General features: G+C 67.2%; 18 protein-coding genes. 3 read left to right on the top strand and 15 right to left on the bottom strand.

Annotated elements, in window-relative coordinates; genetic code table 11:
* Positions 1-2: 2 nt before the first annotated feature.
* The 10 genes from ABIB51_RS06525 to ABIB51_RS06480 all read right to left on the bottom strand — a co-directional run bounded on the left by ABIB51_RS06525 (position 3) and on the right by ABIB51_RS06480 (position 11,064).
* Positions 3-935: an FKBP-type peptidyl-prolyl cis-trans isomerase gene (locus ABIB51_RS06525; protein ID WP_354186622.1), complete on the bottom strand. Its 933-nt coding sequence runs from the start codon at positions 933-935 to the stop codon at positions 3-5.
* A 110-nt stretch (positions 936-1,045) separates the two neighbouring features.
* Positions 1,046-2,410 (bottom strand): Pup--protein ligase, encoded by a 1,365-nt coding sequence (gene pafA / locus ABIB51_RS06520; RefSeq protein ID WP_354186621.1) that lies wholly within the window; start codon positions 2,408-2,410, stop codon positions 1,046-1,048.
* A gap of 1 nt (position 2,411) precedes the next feature.
* A complete protein-coding gene (gene prcA / locus ABIB51_RS06515) occupies positions 2,412-3,119 on the bottom strand; it encodes a proteasome subunit alpha (protein ID WP_354186619.1) in 708 nt (235 codons plus the stop codon).
* A 1-nt stretch (position 3,120) separates the two neighbouring features.
* Complete coding sequence (gene prcB / locus ABIB51_RS06510) at positions 3,121-3,984, bottom strand: proteasome subunit beta (protein WP_354186617.1); 864 nt, start codon at positions 3,982-3,984, stop codon at positions 3,121-3,123.
* Positions 3,985-4,063: 79 nt separating this feature from the next.
* Entirely contained in the window at positions 4,064-4,267 is a 204-nt protein-coding gene (locus ABIB51_RS06505; RefSeq protein WP_354186615.1) for a ubiquitin-like protein Pup, read from the bottom strand.
* 87 nt (positions 4,268-4,354) lie between these two features.
* A complete protein-coding gene (gene dop / locus ABIB51_RS06500; protein ID WP_354186703.1) occupies positions 4,355-5,965 on the bottom strand; it encodes a depupylase/deamidase Dop in 1,611 nt (536 codons plus the stop codon).
* 59 nt (positions 5,966-6,024) lie between these two features.
* A complete protein-coding gene (gene arc / locus ABIB51_RS06495; RefSeq protein ID WP_354186613.1) occupies positions 6,025-7,836 on the bottom strand; it encodes a proteasome ATPase in 1,812 nt (603 codons plus the stop codon).
* An 82-nt stretch (positions 7,837-7,918) separates the two neighbouring features.
* Complete coding sequence (locus ABIB51_RS06490; protein ID WP_354186611.1) at positions 7,919-9,007, bottom strand: tRNA (adenine-N1)-methyltransferase; 1,089 nt, start codon at positions 9,005-9,007, stop codon at positions 7,919-7,921.
* 112 nt (positions 9,008-9,119) lie between these two features.
* The gene (locus ABIB51_RS06485; protein ID WP_354186609.1) at positions 9,120-10,292 is read right to left on the bottom strand and encodes a site-2 protease family protein; all 1,173 of its coding nucleotides are present in this window, start codon (positions 10,290-10,292) and stop codon (positions 9,120-9,122) included.
* Positions 10,293-10,314: 22 nt separating this feature from the next.
* On the bottom strand, positions 10,315-11,064 hold the full coding sequence (locus tag ABIB51_RS06480; RefSeq protein WP_354186607.1) for an HAD family hydrolase: 750 nt from the start codon (positions 11,062-11,064) through the stop codon (positions 10,315-10,317).
* A gap of 164 nt (positions 11,065-11,228) precedes the next feature.
* Between ABIB51_RS06480 and ABIB51_RS06475 the strand changes: the two genes are divergently transcribed.
* Complete coding sequence (locus ABIB51_RS06475; RefSeq protein WP_354186605.1) at positions 11,229-12,134, top strand: PAC2 family protein; 906 nt, start codon at positions 11,229-11,231, stop codon at positions 12,132-12,134.
* A gap of 12 nt (positions 12,135-12,146) precedes the next feature.
* Here ABIB51_RS06475 and mshC read toward each other — a convergent pair whose 3' ends face one another.
* Both mshC and ABIB51_RS06465 read right to left on the bottom strand, forming a co-directional pair.
* Complete coding sequence (gene mshC, locus ABIB51_RS06470; protein WP_354186603.1) at positions 12,147-13,427, bottom strand: cysteine--1-D-myo-inosityl 2-amino-2-deoxy-alpha-D-glucopyranoside ligase; 1,281 nt, start codon at positions 13,425-13,427, stop codon at positions 12,147-12,149.
* Positions 13,428-13,442: 15 nt separating this feature from the next.
* Positions 13,443-14,276, bottom strand: a complete 834-nt coding sequence (locus ABIB51_RS06465) for an undecaprenyl-diphosphate phosphatase (RefSeq protein WP_354186601.1) — start codon at positions 14,274-14,276, stop codon at positions 13,443-13,445.
* Between the two features lie 52 nt (positions 14,277-14,328).
* Here ABIB51_RS06465 and ABIB51_RS06460 point away from each other — a divergent pair, with 52 nt between their 5' ends.
* The gene (locus ABIB51_RS06460; protein ID WP_354186599.1) at positions 14,329-15,264 is read left to right on the top strand and encodes an aldo/keto reductase; all 936 of its coding nucleotides are present in this window, start codon (positions 14,329-14,331) and stop codon (positions 15,262-15,264) included.
* Positions 15,265-15,323: 59 nt separating this feature from the next.
* On the opposite strand, the gene ABIB51_RS06455 is transcribed toward ABIB51_RS06460, so the two are convergent.
* Positions 15,324-15,590 (bottom strand): hypothetical protein, encoded by a 267-nt coding sequence (locus ABIB51_RS06455; protein WP_354186597.1) that lies wholly within the window; start codon positions 15,588-15,590, stop codon positions 15,324-15,326.
* Positions 15,591-15,629: 39 nt separating this feature from the next.
* On the opposite strand from ABIB51_RS06455, the gene ABIB51_RS06450 reads away from it, so the two are divergent.
* Complete coding sequence (locus ABIB51_RS06450) at positions 15,630-15,863, top strand: DUF5703 family protein (protein ID WP_354186595.1); 234 nt, start codon at positions 15,630-15,632, stop codon at positions 15,861-15,863.
* A gap of 49 nt (positions 15,864-15,912) precedes the next feature.
* Here the strand turns inward: ABIB51_RS06450 and ABIB51_RS06445 are convergent, their stop codons facing one another.
* Both ABIB51_RS06445 and ABIB51_RS06440 read right to left on the bottom strand, forming a co-directional pair.
* Positions 15,913-17,076 carry an acyl-CoA dehydrogenase family protein gene (locus ABIB51_RS06445; protein WP_354186701.1) on the bottom strand — a complete coding sequence of 388 codons (1,164 nt, stop codon included), beginning with the start codon at positions 17,074-17,076 and terminating at the stop codon, positions 15,913-15,915.
* A 40-nt stretch (positions 17,077-17,116) separates the two neighbouring features.
* Positions 17,117-18,421 (bottom strand): M20/M25/M40 family metallo-hydrolase, encoded by a 1,305-nt coding sequence (locus tag ABIB51_RS06440; protein ID WP_354186593.1) that lies wholly within the window; start codon positions 18,419-18,421, stop codon positions 17,117-17,119.
* Positions 18,422-18,546: the final 125 nt, after the last annotated feature.

Raw genomic sequence — 18,546 nt, 5'->3', positions numbered from 1 at the left:
TGTTACTTGACGCCGAGGATGTCGACGACGAAGACGAGGTCGCCCTTGGCTTCGCCCTGGCCTTCGTCACCGTAGGCGAGGTCCTTCGGGATGACCAGCAGGACGCGGGAGCCGACAGTCTTGCCGGCCAGGCCCTGGGTCCAGCCCTTGATGACGCCGGTGAGCGGGAAGGTGGCCTTCTCGCCGCGGTCGAAGCTGGAATCGAACACCTTGCCTTCGGTGAGGGTCACGCCAACGTAGTTGACGGTGAGGGTGTCGGTTTCCTTGACCACGGGTCCGGTGCCCTTGATGAGCTCCTGGGACACGAGGGCGGTCGGGGCGGCTACACCGGCGACGGAGATCTCGGGGATGCCCTTGTCGTTTTCCTTGACCGTGGGCAGACCTGCCGGCGGGGTGACGGCGTCGCCTTCGGGCTTGTCCATGACCTTCGGGGCCTCCTTGGCGGAGAGCACCTTAACAACCAGGAGCTGGGTCGGCTGGGCTTCGGCGCCCTCGGCCGCGGCCTTGCCCGGAACGGCGAGAGCCAGGTGGGAGCCGATCTTGGCGCCCACAAAGGCGTTGTAGATGACGGCGCTGCTGGTCTTGAGCTCCTCGTTCAGTTCGAGCGGCTCGGGATCGCCGGCGAAGGTGTCTTCGAGGGTGGAACCATCGGCGCCGCTGAGGGCGAGGATGGAGATCTCAGCGATCTGGTTGGCCTTGACCCGTTCGCCGCTGCCTTCCTTGATCACCTTGACGGTGGGTTCCGTGACGTCCAGCGGCTGAGTGAACTTTACGCCGGGGGCCTTCTTGTCGCCGTTCTCCGTCAGCTCAACGGAGTCCAGTTTCGCGGTCTCGCCCGCGGATTGGCTGGTGGGCTCCGGGGCGGGGGGTTCGCCGCCGCCGCAAGCGGTCAGCAGCAGCAGCCCGGGGAGAAGAATTGCTAGTAGTCGGCGCACTTAAAAACTTTCGTCGAGGCAGGATGGACGCAATGCCGCGCGGTTTCCAGCGGCAAAGAAAGCACTGGCCGTTGGACGGCCGCTACCAGAATAACGCGGAAAGCTGGGTATCAGCCCATAGAGTCCAGCAGCGCATCCACCCGCTCGTCGACGCTGCGGAACGGATCCTTGCAGAGAATGGTCTGGTGGGCGCGGTCGTTGAGCTTCAGGTGCACCCAGTCCACGGTGTAGTCACGGCCGAGTTCCTGCGCGCGCCGGACGAAGTCACCGCGGAGTTTGGCCCGCGTGGTCTGCGGCGGCGCGTCCACCGCGTCCTTGACCGCGGTGTCGTCCACCACGCGGCGTACGGCGCCGCGGGACTGCAGCAGGTAGTACAGCCCGCGGGTACGGGAGATGTCGTGGTAGGTCAGGTCCAGTTGCGCGATCCGGGGGGCATCGAGGCCCAGCCCGTGCCGTTCGCGGTAATTGTCCATCAGCTTCTTTTTGATCGCCCAGTCCACCTCGGTGTCGATGGTGCTGGTGTTGCCGCTTTCGATCGCGTCGAGCGTGCGTTCCCACAGATCCAGGATCAGCGGGACGTGGGGATTGTGGGCGCCGTGTTCGGCCACGAAGGCCGTGACTTTACCCAGGTATTCGCGCTGGATCTCCAGGGCGGTGAGCTGCCGGCCGTTGGCCAGCCGGACCAGCGCCCGGCCGCTCAGGTCATGGGAGATTTCGCGGATGCTGCGGATCGGGTTCTCCATCCTCATGTCGCGCATGATCACCCCTGCCTCGATCATCCGCAGGATCAGGTCCACGGTGCCGACCTTGAGCAGTGCCGTGGTCTCGGACATGTTGGAGTCGCCCACAATGACGTGCAGCCGGCGGTAGAACTCGGCGTCGGCGTGCGGCTCGTCCCGGGTGTTGATGATGGGCCGGGACCTGGTGGTGGCAGAGGAGACGCCCTCCCAGATGTGATCGGCCCGCTGCGAGAACGCGAAGGTGGCCCCGTGCGGGGTCTTCAGGATCTTGCCCGCCCCCGCGATGAGCTGGCGCGTGACGAGGAACGGGATCAGGATTTCCGCGAGCCGGGAGAACTCCCCGCGCCGCGGAATGAGGTAGTTCTCGTGGCTGCCGTAGGAGTTGCCGGCCGAGTCGGTGTTGTTCTTGAACAGGTACACGGTGCCGTTGAACCCCTCGGCCGCGAGCCGCTCCTGGGCTTCATCGACGAGGTCGTCCAGGATCAGTTCACCGGCGCGGTCGTGCGCTATCAGCTGGGCGAGATCGTCGCATTCGGCCGTGGCGTACTCCGGGTGCGAGCCGACGTCGAGGTACAGACGGGAGCCGTTGGTCAGGAACACGTTGGAGGACCGTCCCCAGCTGACCACTTTCCGGAACAGGTAGCGGGCCACTTCCTCGGGAGCCAGCGGGCGCGACTCCGGGCTCGAATAGGAAATCCCGAACTCGGTTTCGATGCCGAAAATTCGCTTGTCCATCTCAGTCCTCCTCAGCGAGCAATGCCACGATGTCGTCGTCGTCCAGGCGGCGGAACGCGCGGCGGGTGCCGCGCCTGCTTTCCGAACCGCGGTCCAGTACGGCCACTTCCACAGCCGACGCCGGCAGGGTGGCGGTTTCCTTGTCCGTCACGAGCGCCGCCAGGGCGAGCCGGATGGCGCCGGCGAAGTCGAGTTCGCTCTGCCAGCCGGCCCCGACGGCCTCGGCGACTTTCTCCGCCTGGCCTCCCATGACGACGAACCGTTTCTCGTCGGCGATGGATCCGTCGAACGTCAGCCGGTACAGGTGGTCCTCGTCCTGGCCGGTGCCGACCTCGGCCACGGCGAGCTCGACTTCGAACGGCTTCTGCTCGGCCGTGAAGACGGCGCCCAGGCTCTGGGCGTACACGCTGGCCAGCCCCCGGGCCGTGACGTCCTCCCGGTCGTACGAGTAGCCGCGCACGTCCGCGTACCGCACGCCCGCCTGCCGGAGGCTTTCGAACTCGTTGTATTTGCCGACGGCGGCGAAGGCGATTTTGTCGTAGATCTCGCCGATCTTGTGCAGCGACGGTGAGGGGTTTTCCGCCACGAGGGCGATCCCTTCCCGGCAGCTGATGACGACGACGGAGCGGCCCCTGGCGATGCCCTTCCGGGCGAAATCCGCACGGTCCTTCATCAGCTGTTCGGGCGATACGTAGAACTGCTGCGTCATCTCAGGCCTCCCGCTGGGCTATGGCCCTTGATTCTATGATCCTGCCCGCCACCTCGGCGAGTTCACGGTCCGGTATCCGGGAGGCACCGGAGCGGTTCACGATGTACACCACCGGCCAGAGCTGCCGGACGGGGTCCGGGCCGCCGGTGGCGGAGTCGTCGTCGGCGGCGTCGTAGAGCGCTTCGACGGCGACGGCCACGGCGTCCTGTTCGGCGAGGTTGGGGCGCCAGAGTTTCTTCAGCGCGCCGCGGGCGAACATGGACCCGGATCCCACAGTGTGGTGTTCCTGTTCCTCGTAGCGCCCGCCGGTGACGTCATAGGAGAAGAGCCGTCCGATGCCGGCGGGCCGGTCGAACCCGGCGAACAGCGGCACCACGGCGAGTCCCTGCATGGCCATCGGGAGGTTGCCGCGGATCATCGCGCCGAGCCGGTTGGCCTTGCCTTCCAGGCTCAGCAGGGTCCCTTCAATCTTTTCGTAGTGCTCGAGTTCCACCTGGAACAGCCGGGTGATGTCGAGCGCGATCCCGGCGGTCCCGGCGATGCCCAGCACGGAGTACTGGTCCGCCGGGAAGACTTTTTCGATGTGCCGGCTGGCGATGACGTTGCCCATGGTGGCGCGCCGGTCCCCCGCCATCAGCACACCCCCGGCGTAGCTGAGGGCGACGATCGTCGTCCCGTGCGGCACCTGGAGCGGTGCGGCGGCGTGCGACACATTCGGCAGATCGCCGGACGGAAGCCGGCCGAAGGTCAGCTGGCCGAGGGTCACATGGCCAAGAGGCAGTAGATCGGGCCGTTCGCGTTGCAGGTGCTCGGTGAAGGACGACGTCGCGTTGGCTGCTACCTGGTTGGCTGTTGTTTCCTGCACTGATGCGCTCCCTCAACGTGGTGTGGATCAACGAGTTCCTCGAGCCCGGTGCCGCCCGACCGGCGGCCGCACCGCGGCCCTACTGGCCGCCCTTTTGGACGAAGGCACGGACGAATTCCTCGGCGTTGGATTCAAGCACGCCGTCGATCTCATCGAGCAGATCGTCCACGCCCTGCGTGGCGGCTGATGCCTGTCCTTCCGCCGGTGCGGGCGGGGCGGCGGGGACGTCCTCGTCAACCTCGGTATCGCGTGACTGCGGCTTCTGCTGCTCCTGGCCTGCCATTGTTTTCTCCTTCTGTCCGTCCCTTTTGCCAGGGACATCCTGTAAGCAATATTGCCACGCCCGGGGCCCTGACGGGGCACTTTGTCCTCACGAACCCGGGGCGAGCCCCAGAAGCTCCGAGAGGAACGGACCGGCCTCGCGGTGCCTCGCAAACAGGGCGCCGGTGAGGGCCTCCGTCCCGCGCAGCGGCTCCCGGGTGGGGACCCGCTGCAGCCTCCCGCGGCCGGGCACATCGAAGATCACGGAGTCCCAGCTGGCACCGACCAGGTCGGATCCGAAGCGGCTGACACAGCGTCCCCGGAAGAAGGCGCGGGTGTCCGGCGGCGGTTCGGTCACGGCCCGCTGGATGGTGGCGTCGTCGACGATCCGCTTCATCCGGTCCCGGGCGAGGAGGCGGTAGTAGAGGCCCTTCTCCGGCCGGATATCGGCCCATTGCAGGTCCACGAGACCAAGCCGGGCGCTGTTCCAGTCCAGCCCGTCGCGTTCCCGGTAGCCTTCGAGCAGGGACAGCTTGGCAAGCCACTCCACAGACGACGCGGCGGCAGCGCGGTCGCTGCCCAGCTCGGTCAGCGTCGCCGACCAGCGTTCCAGCACGGCGTGAGTATGCCCGTCACCGTCCACGGCATCGGCTACGCCGGTGTCCTGGGCGTGCTTGGCGGCGGCCTCATAGTAGATCCACTGCAGGTCCAGGGCGGTGATCCGGCGGCCGTCCAGCAGGCGCAGCGTGGCCGTGAGCGAGGTGTCATGGCTGATGGCCTGGAGCGCCCCGACCGGTTCGTGGACTTCCAGGCGCGGGGCCAGTCCGGCCTCGATCAGGCTCAGGACCATCGCGGTGGTGCCGAACTTGAGGTAGTTGGACGCCTGGCTGAGGTTGGCGTCGCCGATGATGACGTGGAGCCGGCGGTACTTGTCGGCGGTGGCATGCGGTTCGTCGCGGGTGTTGATGATGGGGCGGCGGATGGTGGTCTCAAGGCCCACTTCCGTCTCGAAGAAATCCGCGCGCTGGCTGATCTGGAAACCGTGCCGGGAGCTGTCCTGGCCCAGGCCGACCCGGCCGGAGCCGCAGATGATCTGTCGGGTGACAAAGAACGGCGTCAGGCCGCGGACGATGTCCCCGAAGGGGACGGAGCGGGGCATGAGGTAGTTCTCATGGGAGCCGTAGGACACCGATTTGTTGTCGGTGTTGTTTTTGTAGAGGTTGATCGGCGGCAGCTCCGGATCGCTTGCCAGCCGGCGCACCGCGGCCAGGGCCACGAGGTCGCCCGCGGCGTCCCAGGCGACGACGTCCCGCGGGTTGGTGACCTCCGGGCTCGAGTACTCGGGATGGGCGTGGTCGACGTAGAGTCTGGCGCCGTTCCCCAGCACCATGTTCATCAGCAGCGTCCCGGACTCGTCCTCGCCGTCGTGGTCCAGTTCCGCCCGGCCGTAGGCGAGGGCAACCGCCTCGGCGTCGAGGACCGGCGGCTGGTCGGTGAGCTGCTCCGGGTCGGCGGCGGCGCGCTCAAGGGTCCAGCCCCGGGCGTCGTGCAGCGGTTCCTCGTCGGTGTAGTCCCAGCGGGTCTCGGCACCGCCGGCGGCACGCTGCCGCGTCACCTGGGCGTAGGCCTGGATCACCCGGGCCGACATCATGGTGGCGTTCGCCCCCGGCGCGGAGGGCGCGTGGATGCCGTATTCCGTCTCCGAGCCCATCACCCGCATGGCGCCACCCGCGGGCAGGCCGCCGGAAGCGTCGGCCGGCCGGCCGGTCACTGGTCCCGTCACAGGTACTGCCCTGTGCTGGGCATCGTCTCGATCGCCTTCCCGGGCTCCTGGCCCGCCTTGCCCTGGACGATGGTGCGGATGTATGTGATGCGCTCGCCCTTCTTGCCCGAGATCCGTGCCCAGTCATCCGGGTTGGTGGTGTTCGGCATGTCCTCGTGTTCGCGGAATTCGTCCACGACGGCCCGCAGCAGGTGGTCGATCCGGATCCCCTTCTGCCCGACGGTGAGCAGGTCCTTGATCGCGTACTTCTTGGCCCGGTCCACGACGTTCTGCACCACGGCCCCGGAGTTGAAGTCCTTGAAGTACAGCATTTCCGTGTCGCCGTTGGCGTACGTCACTTCCAGGTATTCGTTGGACTTGTCGGTCGAATACATGGCCTCGACGGTGCGCTGGACCATCGCGTCCACGGTGGCCTGCACATCGCCGTCGTGTTCGGCGAGGTCGGACTGGTGGAAGGGCAGGTCCACGGTGATGTACTTCTGGAAGATGTCCGCCGCGGCTTCGGCGTCGGGCCGCTGGATCTTGACCTTCACATCCAGCCGGCCGGGCCGCAGGATGGCCGGATCGATCATGTCTTCCCGGTTGGAGGCGCCGATGACGATCACGTTGTCGAGACGTTCCACGCCGTCGATCTCGCTCAGGAGCTGCGGGACGATGGTGGTTTCAACGTCGGAGGAGATGCCCGTGCCGCGGGTGCGGAACAGGGAATCCATTTCGTCGAAGAAGACGACCACCGGGCTGCCCTCGGAGGCCTTCTCCCGGGCGCGGGCGAAGATCAGCCGGATGTGCCGTTCGGTTTCGCCGACGTACTTGTCGAGGAGCTCCGGTCCCTTGATGTTCAGGAAGTAGCTCTTCATGTCGGTTTTGCCGGTGCGCTCCGCTGCCCGGGCCGCGAGGGAGTTGGCGACCGCCTTGGCGATCAGCGTCTTGCCGCAGCCCGGCGGACCGTACAGAAGGATGCCCTTGGGTGCCTTCAGCCCGTGCTCGCGGTACAGGTCCGGGTGCAGGAACGGCAGTTCGACGGCGTCGCGGATCTGCTCGATCTGGGGCCCGAGGCCGCCGATGTCCTGGTAGGTGATGTCCGGGACCTCTTCGAGGACCAGGTTCTCCACTTCGGAGCGCGGAATCTTCTCGAGACCGTAGCCCGTGCGGGAGTCGATGGAGAGGGCATCGCCCACCCGGAGATTCTGGGACAGCAAGGCACCGGAGAGCCGGATGACGCGTTCCTCGTCAGCGCGGCCCACCACGAGGGCGCGGTCCGCCCCGAGCATTTCCTTGAGCGTGACGAGGTCACCGGCCCGCTCGTAGCCGAGGCCCGCCACCACCAGCAGTGCCTCGTTGAGCAGCACTTCCTGGCCCACCGCGAGCTGGTTCATGTTCACCAGCGGGCTGATCCCGACCCGCATCTTGCGGCCGGCATTGAAGATGTCCACCGATTCCTCGGTGGCTGCCTGCCCGCTGTTGCCTGCCGTGGGCAGGCGTTTCGGGTTCAGCTGCAGCACCGTGCCGAAGCTGTAGGGCGGCTGGCCCTCCTGGTCGAGGGCGCTCTTGAGCCGGAGGATTTCCGTCTTCGCGGCCTCCAGCATGCCCACGAGCTTGGAGTTGTTCTGCGTCGCGGCGGCGAGCTGGCGGTCAATATGCCGGAGCTTGTCCCGGAGGATATTGACCTGCCGCTCTGCCACGGACAGTTCGTTGGCGGCATAGCGGTCGCCCTCGGCACCCTGTGCCGAGGCCGAATACCCTGCTGCCCCTCCTGCCTCTGCGTCGTCTGCCGGTGTGCGGCCCGGGTCCGTGTTCGGAGTCACCATCGTGAATCAGCCCCTTCCTGCGCTTCTATTTAGACATTAGCCCCAAGAAGCCGGGTGCTGCTGAAGACTTCCGAAATACGGACTAGTTCGTAATCTCCGGATCATCCTTGACATTGGTTCCCGCGATGGCGTCCCTGGCGGCACGGCGCAGCTTCTTGTCCGAGACTGCCCGCTCCCCCACGGCACCGGGCGTCCAGGCGTTGACGTCCTCTTCGTTGAAGTCGGTCTTGGAGGGGCGGCGCTTGACGGAGATGCCGGTGACGCCGTCGGCCAGCCTGCGCGTGACAAGGAGGAAGCCGGTGTGGGCGACCATCCGGTGGTCCGGACGCACGGCCAGCCCTTCCAGGTGCCAGCCGCGGACCATGGATTCCCAGGCATCGGGCTCGGTGAAGCGGCCGTCTGCACGGATGGCTTCGGCCGTGCGGGACAGCTGTGTCACAGTGGCGACATAATTGATCCACACGCCGCCGGGAGCGAGGACGGTGGCGACAGCGTCAAGGCATTCCCACGGCGCGAGCATGTCCAGGACCACACGGTCCACGGAGCCCGGCGCCTCCGCGCGGAGAACTTGCTCCTGGAAGTCGCCGATCGAGATCTGCCAGGCCGGGTGCGGGCCGCCGAAGATCGTCTCGACGTTGCCGCGCGCAATGTCGGCGAATTCTTCCCGGCGTTCAAAGGAGTGCAGGTAGCCGCTGTCCCCCACGGCGCGCAGCAGCGAGATGGACAGCGCACCCGAGCCGACCCCGGCCTCCACGACGCGGGCGCCGGGGAAGATGTCCGCCATGGTCACGATCTGGCCGGCGTCCTTGGGGTAGACAACTGCCGCGCCGCGGGGCATCGACAGCACGAAGTCGGAGAGCAGGGGCCGCAGGGTCTGGTACTGCTGGCCGACGTTGTTGACCACGACGGAGCCGTCCGGCCGGCCGATGATCTCGTCGTGGTTCAGGAAGCCGCGGTGGGTGTGGAAGGCGCCGCCTGCTTCCAGGCTGATCGTGTTCATCCGGCCGCGTTCGTCGGTGAGCTGCACACGCTCGCCCTCGCGGAACGGGCCGCGGCGGCGGGCGGCGCCGACGGGCGCCGTGGCGGCGGCCGGTCGCGCAGCGGTGCTGGCAGCCGTCCCGGCTGCGCCGGGGCCGGTCGGGTTGGTGTTGGCGGCGGTGTCGCTGCTCATGAAGTTTCCTCGCTCCTGTAAAGCTGTGTGGCCGCGGATCTGCCGGCGGCCCGGCTGGCCCGTGCCCAAGGCATTGCGCCCGGGGCCGGAAAATCACGGCCGGCAGGTAACTCTACCCGTTCCGGCCGTCCGGACGCCCGCTGCCGCCGGGAGCCTTGCCCGTGAGGGCCTTCAGGACGGTCGACTGCCGGAGCAGGCCGGTGACGGCTCCATCCCGGTTGACCACTGCGTACTCCTGGCCGTCGAGCTGGGCCAAATACTCGAGCAGTTCCTGCCCGCGGGACCATTCGGGGACGTACGCGCCGGCGCCGAGGGCGTAGGAAACGGCCGTGAGCGGCGTAGTGGCAGCGGCCATTGGGGGCACCAGGGCGACAGCGCCGTTGTCGACGACGGCCACAGGGCGGCCGTCCGGACCGCACAAGACGACGGCGGGCCGCGGACGCACGGTGGAGACGGGTGCCAGGTTCAGCAGTTCCTCGACCGTGGCGCTTGCGGGAAGGCCGACCGCGGGCTCGGCGAGGGCGCCGGCCTCCACGAAATGCAGTCTGCCCCGGAGGCGTGCCTGCTGGATCGACGCTGTCGCGCCCATCCAGAGGAAACCGCCGACGAGGACCGTGATGAGCATCAGCGAAATGTCCGGGCGCTCACCGCTGAGCAAGGGCAGCGCGACGAACCACACCACGAGGGCGACCACGATGATCCGGCCGCTCCAGCCGGCGGCAACAGTGCCCTTCTCCTGGCTGCCGGTTGCCTTCCAGACGGCTGATTCGACCAGCCGGCCGCCGTCCAGTGGCAGCCCGGGAAGGACGTTGAAGATGCCGATCAGCAGGTTGGCCCAGACAAAGATGTTGGCCAGGATGTCCGCCACGCCGCTGAGGTGTCCGGTGGTGAGCAGTACCCAGCCGCCTCCGGCCAGGACGAAGTTGGCGGCGGGCCCGGCCAGGGCCACCAGGACAGAACGGCCCGGGGAGGCGGTGAAACTCTCGAACTGGGTATGCCCGCCCCACAGATTGAGGACGATTTTCTCGGTGGGCCAGTGGTAGATCTTGGCGGTCAGCGCGTGTGCGAGTTCGTGTACGAGCACCGAGATCAGCAGCAGCACGGCGTAGGCAAAGGCCACGAAGTAGGCGGCGACGCCCAGGTCGGCGTTGTTCCGCTCGAGGACGGGGCCGTAGACGATCACGGTGAAGCCCGCGATGATGAACCAGGAGTAGGAAAGCACCACCGGGATGCCGGCGATCCGGCCCAGCTGGATCCCCTCTTTGCGGGATGCCTCAGATTTCACCGGCGGTCCTTGGGTCTCGGTGTCAGGCACGGGCTGCGGTTCCGGTGGTGGCGGGTTCCAGCCCGAAGGTGGCGTCCGGAAACTCCTGGCGGAGCGCGACAAGCTCTTCGAGGTCGGCCACGGTGCGTCCGGCCAGGGTGCCCCAGGTGGCGCGGCGGGGATCGTCAGGTAACGGCACGATGTGCGGAATGGCCACGGTGGTGACGCCGGACGCCAACGCCGAGGCCACGCCCGGCGCCGAGTCCTCGAGCGCCACGCAGTGCTCCGTTCCGAGTTCGGGATCCAGTTCCCGCAGGAGGTCCACGGCCGTCAAGTAGGCCTCGGGGTGCGGCTTGCCCTGGGTGACGATGTCTCCCGTGACGAGGAATTCGAAGTACGGTTCCGGCAGGCTGGCGACGATCTCGCGGGCCAGCGGGGCCTCGGACATGGTCACGAGGACGCAGCGGATTCCGGCCGTGTGGAGCTCATCGAGCAGTTCGCGGGCGCCCGGCCGCCAGGGCACGGACGTCCGGACGCGGCTGATCACGTGCCCGGTGAGGGTGTCGATGATTTCGCGGCGCCCCAGCTTGACGCCGGCCTCCTGCAGGATCCCTGCCGAGACCACCAGGGACTGGCCGACGAGCTGCAGTGCCTGGTCGTGCGACCACTGTCCGCCGTGGGCCGCGACGAGGCTGTGTTCGGCTTCCATCCAGTACGCCTCGGTGTCGACGATGGTGCCATCCATGTCCCATAACGCGGCTTTCAGGGGGGACGGGGCAGCTGAGGATCGCATGCCCCCAAGTCTACGGTGCGGCCCTGATTCGGCACCCGTTACTACGCCCACGGCGAATATCCGGCGCTGAACGGCCCCCAGCGGAGCGGATTTCAGCGTGCGGGGCCAGATTTGCGGCGCTTCGTTCCATGCGTGTGCCGGGTCCTTGGACGTAGGGTGAAGAAATGAATAGCTTCGAGGCAGACACCACGGAAGCGGGCGGCGTGCCCGAGCCGGAACGGCTCCTGCAGCCGGTGCCCGCGGGCCAGCGCATCACCGTGATGCTTGCCGCCTTTGAGGGCTGGAACGACGCCGGCGAGGCCGCAAGCGATGCCCTGCGCTACCTGAACAAACTCTGGGGCGGGAAGAAAGCCGGCACGATCGACGCCGATGAGTATTACGACTTCCAGTTCACCCGGCCCACCATCCGGCGGACCTCATCCGGTGAACGCAAGATCAAGTGGCCGTCCACCAGGATTTTCAAAGCCAGTGTTCCGGACTCCAACGTGGACGTCATCTTTGTCCAGGGCACGGAGCCGTCCTACAAGTGGCGTGCCTACACGGCAGAACTGCTGGTCCACGCGGAGGCCCTCCACGTGGACTACGTGATCCTGGTGGGGGCCCTGCTCGCCGATGTGCCGCACAGCCGGCCGATCCCCGTCAGCGCGTCCACGGACGACAACGCCCTGCGCGAGCGTATGGACCTCGAGGCCTCGCAGTACGAAGGACCGGTGGGTATTGTCGGAGTGCTTGCCGAGGTGGCGCTGCTGGCCGGGCTTCCCACAGTGTCGCTGTGGGCCGCCGTGCCGCACTATGTCGCCCAGGCGCCCTCGCCGAAGGCCCAGCTGGCATTGCTGCACCGGATCGAGGAACTGCTCCAGGTGCCGCTGGACACCACCGAACTCGTCGAGGAGTCTGACGCCTGGGAGCGGGGCGTCGACGAGCTCGCCACCGAGGACCCGGAAATCGCGGCCTACGTCCGCCAGCTGGAGGAGGCCAAGGACACCGCCGACCTCCCCGAGGCAAGCGGCGAGTCGATCGCCCGGGAGTTCGAGCGCTACCTCAAGCGCCGCGGCAAGGACAAGCCCTAGCGAAGCTTCCGGTTACAGTTCGACGCCGAGGAGCGCGTCGACGGCGTCGCTGACCAGCGCGGCGTCACCGGCAGCGCCGGTACCGCCGCCGTCGAGGGCAGTCCGGGCCCATTCGTCCACGGCGACGAGCGCGCCGGGGGCATCCAGGTCGTCGGACAGCGCACCGCGCACACCGGCCACGAGCGCGGCCGCCGAGCCTGCGGGAGCCACGGCTAGGGCCTCACGCCACGTACGGAGCCGGTTTTTGGCCTCGGCGAATCCCTCGCCGGTCCAGGACCAGTCCGTGCGGTAGTGGTGGGCGAGGATGGCGAGCCGGATCGCGGCCGGATCCTCGCCGTCGGCGCGCAGCCGGGACACGAGCACCAGGTTGCCCTTGGACTTGCTCATCTTCTCGCCGTTGAGGCCCACCATGCCGGAATGGGTGAAGTGGCGTGCCAGCGGTTTCCCGGCCAGGGAGTACGCGTGGCCTGCCCCCATCTCGTGGTGGGGGAAGATCAGGTCCGAGCCGCCGCCCTGCACGGTGAACGGGGCGGGCAGGTACTTTTGCGCGATGACGGTACATTCGATGTGCCAGCCGGGGCGCCCCTCCCCCAGTCCGCCGCCGGGCCAGCTGGGCTCCCCTGCCCGGGCAACCCGCCACAGCAGCGGATCCAGAGCCTGGCGCTTGCCGGCGCGGCCGGGATCCCCGCCGCGTTCGGCGAACAGCTCGAGCATCTCGGCGTCGGTCAGGCGGGATACGGCACCGAGGGTCCAGGCGTCCGTGGCCTCGGCGGCGTGCTTCCCGGCGGCTTCGACGTCATAGTAGACATCGCCGTCCGGCTCGCCGCCGGTGCCGGCCACCCGGTACGCGAGGCCCAGTTCCACGAGCCGCTCGATCGCGGGCACAATCGTGGGCACCGATTCGACCGCGCCCACATAGTGGTCCGGAGCGAGGACGTTGAGGGCTTCCATATCGGTCTGGAAGAGTTCGATCTGGCTCGCCGCAAGATCGCGCCAGTCGACGCCGGTGGCCGTCGCCCGCTCCAGCAGGGGGTCGTCGACGTCGGTCACGTTCTGGACGTACGAGACCTGCTGGCCGCCGTCGCGCCAGGCACGGTTGAGGAGATCGAAGGCCACGTAGCTGGCCGCGTGACCCATATGGGTGGCGTCATAGGGGGTGATGCCACAGACATACATGGACTGTTCACCCGTGGCCTCCAGGGTGACGATTCCGCCTATGACGGTGTCGAAAAGGCGGAGGGCAGGCATGCTGCCCGGGAGCTGGGGAACAGGGCGGGAGATCCAGGATTTCACAGACCAAGCCTAGTGCTAGGCGCTGATGACATTGAAACCGAGCAGCAGGTACAGCGCCAGGCCCAGGAATATCCGGTACCAGACGAACAGGCGGTAGCTGCGGGTCGAGACATACTTTAGGAACCAACCGATGATCACGTAGCCCACCACGAGGGCGATGACGGTGGCCAGCGCGGTTTCCGGCAGTCCGTACGGGCCCGTGATGCCCTCTTTGGAGACCACCTTGTAGAGCTGGTACAAGCCGCTGCCGAACACCGCAGGGATGGCGAGCAGGAAGGAATACCGGGCCGCGGCCTCCCGGGTGTAGCCCATCAGGAGACCGGCGGTGATGGTGCCGCCGGAGCGCGAAACCCCGGGGATCAGTGCCATCGCCTGGGCGAGGCCGTACAGGAGACCGTGTTTGTAGGTCAGCTGTGTGAGGTCGCGGTCCTGGCGCCCGATTGCGTCGGCGACGGCCAGGAACAGTCCGAAGACGATCAGCGTGGTCGCCGCGATCCACAGGCTGCGGAGCACGGACTCGATCTGGTCCTGGAACAGCAATCCGAGGACAATGATCGGCAGGCTGCCCAGGATCACCAGCCAGCCCATCCGCGCGTCCGGGTCCTGCCGGGAGACTTTGCCCCGGAGCGAGCCGAACCACGCTTTCACGATCCGCACGATGTCGTGCCGGAAGTAGATGATCACGGCGGTTTCGGTGCCCAGCTGGGTGATGGCGGTAAACGCCGCGCCGGGATCGGCCGCACCCGGCAGGAACGAGCCGACAATCCGCAGGTGGGCGCTGGAAGAAATCGGAAGGAATTCTGTCAGGCCTTGGACAAGGCCCAGCAGGGCCGCTTCAAACCAGTTCACGTTTATAGACCCTACGTCATGAACCATTCCGAATCCCCGTAAGCTAGCTGACATGCAGCAGCGTTATGTCGGCAACAGTGGGTTGCGCGTGTCCGCCCTTTCCCTTGGCACCATGTCCTGGGCCCGGGAGACCGATGAGCAGGATGCCTCCGCACTGCTCCGCACCTTTGTGGAGTCGGGCGGCACCCTGATCGACACCGCCGCCTCGTACGCCGGCGGACAGGCCGAGGCCATGCTCGGCGGGATGCTCGGCGACGTCGTGGCACGGTCCGAGGTGGTCATCTCCACGAAGGCGGGCCTTTCGACGCCGGACAGCCGGCGCAGCGTTGACACCTCGCGGAACGGGATGCTCTCCGGGCTGGACGCGAGCCTCGCCCGGCTCGGCACCGACTACGTGGACATCTGGTTCGCCCAGGCCTGGGATCCCAATGTCCCGCTGGAGGAAACACTGTCCGCGCTGGAGTTTGCGGTCCGTTCCGGCCGTGCCCGGTACGCGGGCGTCTCCAACTTCAACGGCTGGCAGACAGCCAAGGCGGCCGCCGTCGCCGGCTTCCCGCTCGTCGCGAACCAGTCGGAATACTCGCTGGTGCACCGGACCCCGGAGGCGGAGCTGATCCCGGCGGTCGAGGACGCCGGACTAGGCCTGATGGCGTGGGGTCCGGTGGGCCGCGGCGTGCTGACCGGCAAATACCGCGGGCACATCCCTGCGGACTCCCGGGCGGCGCATTCGCGGCTGGCCAGCTATGTGGAGCCGTACCTTGAGGGTGCCGCTTCCAGCGTGGTGGAGGCCGTGGCGATGGCGGCCAAGGGACTGGGCCGGACAGCGCTCGATGTCTCCCTGAGCTGGTTGCTGTCACAGCACGGCGTCGCCACCGCGATTGTGGGCGCCCGGAACCCGGTGCAGCTCAAGGAAGTGCTGGATGCCACCCTGGCGCCGCTGCCGCCGGAGATTGCGAAGGCGCTGGAAGACGTGTCCAACCCCACCTGACCGGATCCTCACCACCCGGCCTGCCGGGTTAAGTCCTGCCGGGTTCAGTCCTGCCGGGTTCAGTCCTGGAGGATTTCAAGGTCTTCCTCGTCGTCGACGTCTTCTTCATCGTCCTCGTCGCTGTCGTCGTCGATCACCTCAAGCGGGGTAACTTCGCCATACGCTTCGTAGAGGGAGTCGTCGTAGACTTCAAAGGCGTCAGCAACGGCAAAAAACGCCGCCTCGACCGCGGGGTCCCCATCGCCCCGGCGCGACGCGGCGGCGGTCAGATGTTCCTCCAGGGCGGCGGTCAGGGACTGCAGCGCGACACGCGGATCGATGCTCATGACTTCACGTTAGTCGGAAAAGGACGAAAATGGAGAGCAATGAAGGAACATTTTCTGAGCAGTTCAGTCCGGCGGGAGCGGGACTACCTGAAGCAGTACGAGTACCTCGTACTGACTGTCAGTCCTGACGATTCCCTGTCCGAAGCACGCCGCCGCCTCGTGGAACATTCCGAGTACGGCAAGTGGGAACTGGAGCGCAGCGTGCTCTACCTGGGCGGCGGTCGGCGTTTCTGGCTCCGCCGGAAGGTCATCCAGGTCCAGCGGACCGTCTAGCGCCACCGCTCCGGCAAAGAGCGGCACAGCCGGCCGTCCAGCTTCGCTTTCAGGTCGTTTCCAGCGGACCCAGCCAGGCGTTCGCCACGGTGTTGTGCGCCGATTCGTCGTCGGACGGGTGGAACATCCCCGCCAGCACGTCGCGGTACAGCCGTTCCAGCTCTGAACCGCGGAAGTAGCTTGAGCCGCCGGACACCCGGATGGCCAAATCCACCACGGTGCGGGCCGTCTCCGTCGCCCGGACCTTGACCCCCACCAGTTGCGGGAACCACTGGCTGCCGTGTTCGGCCAGTTCATCCACGTCGGCCGCCACGCGGGAGAGCTGGGGGTAGAGCGCGTCCATGGCCATCGCCGCCTCCGCGACCTTCCAGCGGATGTCCGGGTCCTGCGCGTAGCTGCGTCCGCCGTTCTTTAGCGAGGTGCGGCGTTTGACCGCCTGGACTCCCAGCTGCAGCGCGCGTTCGCCGATCCCGGTGTACACGGCTGCGAGCAGGGTCTCGAAGCAGGCGAAGATCGCGAAAATCAGCGGATCGGCGTTGGGTCCGACGGGCAGTTTCCGGAAGATCCGGTCCGCCGGCACGACGGCGCCGTCCAGCACCGTGGTGTTCGACTGGCTGGCCCGCATGCCCAGGGTGTCCCAGTCGTCGAGGATCCGGTATCCGGGAGTGTCCCGAGTGATGAAGCCGTGCACCAGTTCCCCCTCGCCGTCCCGCGCCGCCGGGTCCTTTCCGAAGATGCCGAGCCGGGTCCACGCCGGCGAGAGGCTCGTGAAGATCTTGCGGCCGGTGAAGGAGTAGCCCCCGTCCGGCTGCGGGACCGCGTCGGTGCGGGAGTCAAAGAGCACCGAGTCGTTGCCCGCTTCAGAGTTCCCGAAGGCGAAGATCTCCCCGCGGGCGGCTTCCTCGAGCACGAATCCGAGTGAGGAGTCGCCGCGGGCGGCCAGGACGTGCGCGACGCCGGTCCACACGAGGTGCATGTTGATCGCCAGCGCCGTGGCCGGGGCCGCCGTGGCGAGCCGCCGCTGGAGATGGGCCGCCGCCGCGAGTCCGAGTCCCAGGCCGCCCTCGGAGGCCGGAACGAAGATCTTCAGGTACCCTGCCGCGGCGAGCTCGTCCAGGTCGTCGTGGAAGAACGCGTTGTCCCGGTCATAGCCGGCGGCCCGGCCGCGGATCCGGTCCAGCAGGGACTCCGGAAGGATTTCGGCGGGGTCCATAGTGGCCGTCGGGCTGTCGGTGCTCAAGGTCCGGGCTGGCTCAGTAGTTGGTCAGCAGGGTGTCGAGCACCCTCGCGCCGAATTTCAACGACTCGGCCGGGACACGTTCGTCCACGCCGTGGAACATGCCGGTGAAATCCAGTTCGTCGGGCAGCTGGAGCGGGGCGAAGCCGTAGCCGGTGATGCCGAGCCGGCTCAGCGACTTGTTGTCCGTGCCGCCGGAGAGCGTGTAGGGCAGGACCTTGGCGCCGGGATCCTCGGAGTGCAGGGCGTCGATCATCGAATCCACGAGGTTTCCGGCGAAGGGAACCTCCAGCGAGACGTCGTTATGGACGTAGCTCACATCCACGCCGGTGCCGGCGAGTTCCCGGACGATCTCCAGGACCTGCTGCTCCTGGCCGGGCAGCGTCCGGCAGTCGACCAGGGCCTCGGCAGACTCGGGGATGACGTTGTGCTTGTAGCCGCCCTTCAGGAGTGTCGGGTTGGTGGTGTTCTGCAGCGTTGCCCCGACAAAACGGGCGACGGTGCCGAGCTCCTTGAGGATCTTGTCCGGATCATCGGGATCGAACTCAACCCCCGTGAGTTCCGTCACTCCGTCCAGGAACTGCCGCGTGGTGGGCGTCAGCTCCACGGGCCACTTGTATTCACCGATCCGCGAGACGGCGCTTGCCAGCCGCGTCACGGCGTTGTCCGTGTTGATCTGCGAGCCGTGGCCCGCCCGGCCGTGGGCCACGAGCCGGAGCCAGGAAAGGCCCTTTTCGGCGGTCTGCAGCAGGTAGGTGCGCTGGCCGCCAATGGTGGCGGAGAAGCCGCCCACTTCGGAGATCGCTTCCGTGGCGCCCTCGAACAGTTCCGGGCGTTTGTCGACGGCGTACCCGGCACCGTATTTGCCGCCGGCTTCCTCGTCGGCGAAGAACGCGAAGATCAGGTCCCGCTTGGGTTTCCGGCCGGTGCGGGCAAAGTTCCGCAGCACAGAAAGGATCATGGCGTCCATGTCCTTCATGTCGACGGCGCCGCGGCCCCAGATCAGGCCGTCTTTAAATTCCGCGCCGAAGGGATCAACGGACCACTGGTCACGAAGGGCCGGAACGACGTCCAGGTGCCCGTGGACCACGAGGGCGCTGGCGGAGGGGTCCTCCCCCGAGAGCCGGGTCACCACGCTGGCACGGCCGGGAGCGGATTCGAAGATTTCGGCGTCGAGCCCGACCTCGGCCATGAGCCCGGCCGTGTATTCGGCCGCCGCACGCTCCCCCGGGCCGGAACTGTCGCCGTAGTTGGAGGTGTCGATCCGGATCAGTTCCTGGCAGATCCTGACAACTTCGTCCTCGGGCCGGATTTCAGTCATGGGGCACTCCTTGCGGCGGGGGCTGATTACTGGCTTCAGCCTACCCACAAGCCCCGATTATTTGTTTCCGGAAACTTCATGCTAGAGTCTTTCTCGCTGCTTCGGAGAAAAGCGAAACGCTGAAA

This window comes from Arthrobacter sp. UYCu712 (assembly GCF_040547005.1).
Lineage (GTDB): Bacteria > Actinomycetota > Actinomycetes > Actinomycetales > Micrococcaceae > Arthrobacter.
Note: the sequence above shows the minus strand (reverse complement) of the source record. Positions and strands in the feature narration are given on the sequence as shown.

What these genes read in the sequence shown, in the direction of transcription:
- pafA (WP_354186621.1), bottom strand. Translation starts at nt 2,410, where the DNA reads ATGGACAAGCGAATTTTCGGCATCGAAACCGAGTTCGGGATTTCCTAT.
- prcA (WP_354186619.1), bottom strand. Translation starts at nt 3,119, where the DNA reads ATGACGCAGCAGTTCTACGTATCGCCCGAACAGCTGATGAAGGACCGT.
- ABIB51_RS06505 (WP_354186615.1), bottom strand. Translation starts at nt 4,267, where the DNA reads ATGGCAGGCCAGGAGCAGCAGAAGCCGCAGTCACGCGATACCGAGGTT.
- dop (WP_354186703.1), bottom strand. Translation starts at nt 5,965, where the DNA reads ATGCGGGTGATGGGCTCGGAGACGGAATACGGCATCCACGCGCCCTCC.
- arc (WP_354186613.1), bottom strand. Translation starts at nt 7,836, where the DNA reads ATGGTGACTCCGAACACGGACCCGGGCCGCACACCGGCAGACGACGCA.
- ABIB51_RS06490 (WP_354186611.1), bottom strand. Translation starts at nt 9,007, where the DNA reads ATGAGCAGCGACACCGCCGCCAACACCAACCCGACCGGCCCCGGCGCA.
- ABIB51_RS06480 (WP_354186607.1), bottom strand. Translation starts at nt 11,064, where the DNA reads ATGCGATCCTCAGCTGCCCCGTCCCCCCTGAAAGCCGCGTTATGGGAC.
- ABIB51_RS06475 (WP_354186605.1), top strand. Translation starts at nt 11,229, where the DNA reads ATGAATAGCTTCGAGGCAGACACCACGGAAGCGGGCGGCGTGCCCGAG.
- ABIB51_RS06460 (WP_354186599.1), top strand. Translation starts at nt 14,329, where the DNA reads ATGCAGCAGCGTTATGTCGGCAACAGTGGGTTGCGCGTGTCCGCCCTT.
- ABIB51_RS06455 (WP_354186597.1), bottom strand. Translation starts at nt 15,590, where the DNA reads ATGAGCATCGATCCGCGTGTCGCGCTGCAGTCCCTGACCGCCGCCCTG.
- ABIB51_RS06450 (WP_354186595.1), top strand. Translation starts at nt 15,630, where the DNA reads ATGAAGGAACATTTTCTGAGCAGTTCAGTCCGGCGGGAGCGGGACTAC.
- ABIB51_RS06445 (WP_354186701.1), bottom strand. Translation starts at nt 17,076, where the DNA reads ATGGACCCCGCCGAAATCCTTCCGGAGTCCCTGCTGGACCGGATCCGC.
- ABIB51_RS06440 (WP_354186593.1), bottom strand. Translation starts at nt 18,421, where the DNA reads ATGACTGAAATCCGGCCCGAGGACGAAGTTGTCAGGATCTGCCAGGAA.